Source organism: Nocardioides sp. P5_C9_2, from assembly GCF_054049555.1.
This window is the reverse complement of the sequence record NZ_JBFUMD010000316.1, coordinates 1-4,749: the sequence shown is the minus strand read 5'-3', so window position 1 is coordinate 4,749 and position 4,749 is coordinate 1. Positions and strand designations below refer to the sequence as shown.

Annotated in this window: 6 protein-coding genes and 1 tRNA gene; 3 read left to right on the top strand and 4 right to left on the bottom strand. The window is 69.9% G+C overall.

What is annotated here, in order from left to right; all coding sequences use genetic code 11:
• Nucleotides 1-112: 112 nt before the first annotated feature.
• Entirely contained in the window at nucleotides 113-805 is a 693-nt protein-coding gene (locus tag ACXJKL_RS14895; protein WP_457207824.1) for an FhaA domain-containing protein, read from the bottom strand.
• A 148-nt stretch (nucleotides 806-953) separates the two neighbouring features.
• On the opposite strand from ACXJKL_RS14895, the gene ACXJKL_RS14890 reads away from it, so the two are divergent.
• Together ACXJKL_RS14890 and ACXJKL_RS14885 are read left to right on the top strand one after the other, a co-directional pair.
• Nucleotides 954-1,039 (top strand) — tRNA-Leu (locus ACXJKL_RS14890).
• Nucleotides 1,040-1,113: 74 nt separating this feature from the next.
• The gene (locus ACXJKL_RS14885; RefSeq protein WP_457207823.1) at nucleotides 1,114-2,331 is read left to right on the top strand and encodes a hypothetical protein; all 1,218 of its coding nucleotides are present in this window, start codon (nucleotides 1,114-1,116) and stop codon (nucleotides 2,329-2,331) included.
• Between the two features lie 35 nt (nucleotides 2,332-2,366).
• Here ACXJKL_RS14885 and ACXJKL_RS14880 read toward each other — a convergent pair whose 3' ends face one another.
• Together ACXJKL_RS14880 and ACXJKL_RS14875 are read right to left on the bottom strand one after the other, a co-directional pair.
• Complete coding sequence (locus ACXJKL_RS14880) at nucleotides 2,367-3,263, bottom strand: dioxygenase family protein (RefSeq protein ID WP_457207822.1); 897 nt, start codon at nucleotides 3,261-3,263, stop codon at nucleotides 2,367-2,369.
• A complete protein-coding gene (locus tag ACXJKL_RS14875) occupies nucleotides 3,260-3,835 on the bottom strand; it encodes an NADPH-dependent F420 reductase (protein ID WP_457207821.1) in 576 nt (191 codons plus the stop codon). Before ACXJKL_RS14875 ends, ACXJKL_RS14880 begins: the two co-directional genes overlap by 4 nt.
• Before the next feature lie 90 nt (nucleotides 3,836-3,925).
• On the opposite strand from ACXJKL_RS14875, the gene ACXJKL_RS14870 reads away from it, so the two are divergent.
• Complete coding sequence (locus ACXJKL_RS14870; RefSeq protein WP_457207820.1) at nucleotides 3,926-4,408, top strand: MarR family winged helix-turn-helix transcriptional regulator; 483 nt, start codon at nucleotides 3,926-3,928, stop codon at nucleotides 4,406-4,408.
• 140 nt (nucleotides 4,409-4,548) lie between these two features.
• On the opposite strand, the gene ACXJKL_RS14865 is transcribed toward ACXJKL_RS14870, so the two are convergent.
• On the bottom strand, nucleotides 4,549-4,749 hold a 201-nt coding region (locus tag ACXJKL_RS14865), incomplete at its 5' end, for a hypothetical protein (protein WP_457207819.1).

Here is a 4,749-nt window from a genome sequence, read left to right as displayed (position 1 = left end):
CGCGCGCGCCGAACATGTCGGAGCGGATCACCGAGATCGCCGAGAGCACGAAGATCCACAGGATCGCGAGGTAGGCGAAGCGGATGAGGAACAAGGTGAGCTMGGACATGTCCTAGCCCTCCTCGGTGACGCGGACCGTCATGGTGGTGTGACCGATCTTGACCTCGGTGCCGTCGCGGAGGCCGGCCCGGCCGACCTTGGTGCCGTCGACCAGCATCCCGTTGGTGGAGCCGAGGTCGACCACCTCGAGGTCGTCGCCGGTGACCATGAACTCGATGTGCCGGCGACTCACGCCGGGGTCGTTGATGCGCAGGTCCGCCTCGGTGCCGCGACCCACGACGAGGCCGGGTGCCCGCAGCGGGTGGCGGGTGCCGTTGACCTCGAGCACGGCGCGGGCCGCACGCGTGCGGGTGCGCTGGTCGTTGTCGGTGACGCTGGCCTCGGCGCGGCTGAGGATCCGGAAGCGCCCGGTGGTCAGGTCGTCGGCCGCCTCGAAGTCGATGTGCACGGGACCGGTGAAGACGTAGCCCTGCGTGTCGGCGTGGTCCTTGAGCTGGTCGACGAGCTCGCGCTCCATCGCGTCGTCGTAGCCCTGGAGGCGCTCGAGGTCGACCGCGGCGAGGAGCACGAGGAAGCGGTTGGGCACCAGGCGCCGGTCGCGGCTCATGATCTGGGCGTTGTTGTCGCACTCCCGCTGGAGGGCCGCGGCGATCTCGACAGGCTGCACCGCGCTGCGGAAGGCGCGGGCGAACACCCCGGAGATCATCTGTTCCAGCCTGCGCTCGAACCGCTGCAGTGCGTTCATGTCGTGCGCCTCCTCTCGACGGCCGTCGGGTCTGGCCGATCGTACTGTCAGGGGAGGGTCGCGCCGGGCACCGCCGCAGCCGATCGCCGCCCCGGGACCGCGATTGTGACGGCCCCGCGGGCGTGGGATAGCCTTTGCCTCGCTTCACGCGCGAGTGGCGGAACGGCAGACGCGCTGCGTTCAGGTCGCAGTGTCCGAAAGGGCGTGGGGGTTCAAATCCCCCCTCGCGCACCACGAGGCAAGTGCGAAACCGGGCTTCCGGGTTTGCGAACCTCGACACGAAGTGAAGGCCGGTCACCCAGAGATGGGTGACCGGCCTCTTCATGTCCGGATGGTCGTGTCCGGATGGTCGTGCGTCCGCGCTGATGACCCGCAGCCTTCACGAGATCAACGGAAACAGGGACGTCCCCGTCTCGGGACCCCAAACTGCTGCCATGCGCATACGGGGGACTCGAAGGACGACCATCGCCGCTGTCGTCGGGCTGTCGATGGTCAGCGCTCTTGCTGGGCCAGCCCTGGCTGACTCATCCGTCCTCGGCGACGGCTACACGGCGCCCGCGCCCACGAAGGCTGACCGTGGCGGAACAGACCAGGACGAATACTGCATCCCCGAGTCGTTCCCGGCCACAGGGGGGCTCTTCGGCAACTATCTCGTCGATGGACAGTGGACCGACCAGGGGTGCTACTCCACCCACGGTGCCCCTTCGGTGACGATCACCACGAACCCGGACGCAGGCTCGTGGACCTTCGACTACTCCGCTGACCTGGGCGCCGCTGAGGCTTCGGACGCCTTCGCGGTGACGATCGGCACGTGCCTCAGCAACCCCGTAGGCGACATCAACCGGGCCACCAGGCGCGCGGCTACAGTCTCGTTGACCAACACCGCGGACGCGAGTGGCCGCTACATCCGCGCACTCGGCGTTGCCTCACTCACGGGCGGACGCGAAGTCGACACGTTCGCCGACAAGCCCTACGTGACCCGTCTCGAGGACGGACAGACGACCAGCATCGACATGTTCGAGTGGGAGAACGACCACGTCAACGACGGTTCCGGATTGTGGGGCGGAACCACGTGGACGATCAGAGTGGGCCGCAGTGACCTGCAAGACACCATCTGGGACGACGGTGCTCACCCGTACACCGTGTTCTCGAAGACGATGTTCGTGCCCGACTGCCGGATGACCCACGTCTCGAGGGGTTACGACAAGACCCGAGTCACGGTCACCGCCCACGACTACTGGGGTGCCGCGAAGGACAGGCGCTTCCGTATCCGGCTGTTCAACAAGCGCGGCAGGACTGTGTATTCACAGGCGGTTCCCATGCTGACCGGGCAGACCAAGACAGTGGTCCTGAAGAAGTCCGCCATGCCCAAGCGCATCCTGRCCCACGGCATCCCCGAGATGGTGGTGGAGCAGTGGGATCCCGCCGCTGAGTACGTCAACGTGGGAAGCGGCAAGCCGGCAAGCCACTGGGGAGAGGACTACGGCGGCTGGGGCTATCACATTCGAGCGTGGCGCACCCGCTAGCGAGACCGCGCCGGGGTGACGGCGCGGGGTCGCCGTCAGGCCGTCTGGAACGACCGCTTGGCGAGGCCGAGGGCGTAGCCGTCGATGGCCGTCCTGGGCGGTGCCTCAGGGTCGTCCGAGGCACCGAGGGTCACGAACAGCGGCGTGAAGTGCTCGACGGTCGGGTGCGCGTAGGGCATCCCCGGGGCCGCCGCCCGGAAGTCGGAGAGGGCCTCGACGTCCCCGCGGCCCAGCGCGTCGGCCGCCCAGAGGTCGAAGTCCGACGACCACCCCGGCACGACCTCGGGGCGGGACCAGTCGAGGTAGGGCAGGCCGTGGGTCATGTATCCGGACCCGATGACCAGCACGCCGGACTCGCGCAGCGTGCGTAGGCGACGGCCGAGGTCGAGCAGCCGTGCGGGGTCGTGCGTGGGCATGCTCAGCTGCAGCACCGGGATGTCGGCCTCCGGGTACATGATCTTGAGGGGCACCCAGGCGCCGTGGTCGAGACCGCGGCTGCGGTGCTCGTGGAGAGGCTCGCTGTCGGGCATCAGGGCGGCGACCCGGGCGGCGAGGGGGGCCGCGTCCGGGGTGTCGTAGCGCATCCGGAAGTACATGGGGTCGAAGCCACCGAAGTCGTAGACCAGTTCCTGCGGCCGGATGTTGGAGAGCATGGTCGGCGCCGACTCCCAGTGCGCCGACACGATCAGGATCGCGCGGGGCCGAGGCAGGGAACGCGCCCACCGACCGAGCTGCGTCATCCAGTCGGCCATCTCGAAGAGCATCGGCGCCCCGTGGCTGACGTACAGGCTCGGCAGGGGACCGTCCTGGGGGGTCCAGGCCCGGTGCGGAGTCGCCGCCTGCGTCGCCGCCGTCCGGCGCAGGTGCGCGGCGAACGGGTGGCGAGGGTCGATGCGTGCGTCGGCCGCGGCGGTCGTGCTGGGGCTGGTCACGCGACGACGGCGAAGCCGCCGGTCCACGAGACCCTCTCGCCGACGGCGAGGGTGAGCTGCAGGAAGCCGAGCGCCTCGAGCTCGCGGGCGCGGGACAGGGACCCTGCGTCGACGGCGCGGAGGGCGCCGGCCGCGATCACGTCGGCGAGCAGCGACTTGGCGTCGGCGTCGTCGCCGGCGATCAGCACCGTGGTGGGGACGTCCCCGACGGTGCCCGCGGCCAGGGTGGCGGCGAAGGTGGTGTTGAAGGCCTTGAGCACCCGCGCGCCGGGCAGTGCGGCGGCGATCTCGGCGGTGGCCGAGGCGTCGGCGGGGACGACGAGGGAGTCGAAGGTCGCGAAGTCCAGCGGGTTGGTGATGTCGACGACCACCCTGCCCTCGAGCTGCGCGCCGCGGGTCGCGAGCACGTCCGCCAGGGCCGGGTAGGGGACCGCGAGGACGACGATGTCGCCGGTGGGCTGCGTGTCGGAGTCGGCGTGGCCGATGAGCTCGACGGTGTTGCCGCCGCGGGTGACCACGGACGAGATGGCCTGGGCCATCGTGCCGGTGCCGATGATGCTGACGTGCGTCATGGGGTTCTCCTGGATGGGTAGTTTAGTTGTTGCTACAACTAACACCGTACACCGCTAAACTTGTGGGAACAACCTTTTGAGGAGGGTCCTGTGGAAGCGAGATGGCTGGACGACCGGGAGCGGGCGGCCTGGGTGCGCCTGGCGGCCGTGCTCGAGCTGCTCCCCGGAGTCCTCGACTCTCAGCTGCGCCGCGACGCGCAGCTGACGCACTTCGAGTACTTCGTGCTGGCGATGCTCTCCGAGTCACCGGGAAGCACGCTGCGGATGACTCACCTGGCCGCGCAGACCAACGCCTCGCTGCCGCGCCTGTCCCACGTCGTACGACGCCTCGAGGAGCGAGAGCTCGTCGAGCGGCTCCCGTGTCCCGAGGACGCGCGCGCCACCAACGCGAGGCTGACCGCCGCGGGATGGGACAAGGTGCGCGCCACTGCGCCGGGGCACGTCGCCACCGTGCGGGAGAACGTGATCGACGCCCTCACCACCGAGCAGGTGACTCAGCTCGCCGCCATCGCCGACGCGATCCTGGGACGGGTCGACCCGGGGCAGCAGGTGGCGTCGACCCTGAAGTCCTGAGCCCCGGCGGAGGCAGGCCCCGGACGCCACAGTGGCGGCGGACGGCGCCGGGACCCGAGCATCCCGTGCAGTCCGCCGCCACGGTGGCGACTGTGGTGCCGGGGTAGGGCGTCGCCCCACCTCGGCTCAGCGATGGATCGTCAGTGCTCCTCGACGAGGTCCACGACCTCACGACCGGGGGAGACGACCCCGGGGGTGAGGACKGGGCCGCCGGCGCGGGGCTGGTAGCGACCGCGGTACTTGGTCAGGCAGCCCTTCGCCGCGCCGAGCGAGGCGAGGCCCGTCAGGTCCCCGGCCTCGTAGTGGGAGAAGTAGCCGCCCGGGGCGGGCGACCGGTTGCC

What these genes read in the sequence shown, in the direction of transcription:
- ACXJKL_RS14895 (WP_457207824.1), bottom strand. Translation starts at nt 805, where the DNA reads ATGAACGCACTGCAGCGGTTCGAGCGCAGGCTGGAACAGATGATCTCC.
- ACXJKL_RS14875 (WP_457207821.1), bottom strand. Translation starts at nt 3,835, where the DNA reads ATGACGCACGTCAGCATCATCGGCACCGGCACGATGGCCCAGGCCATC.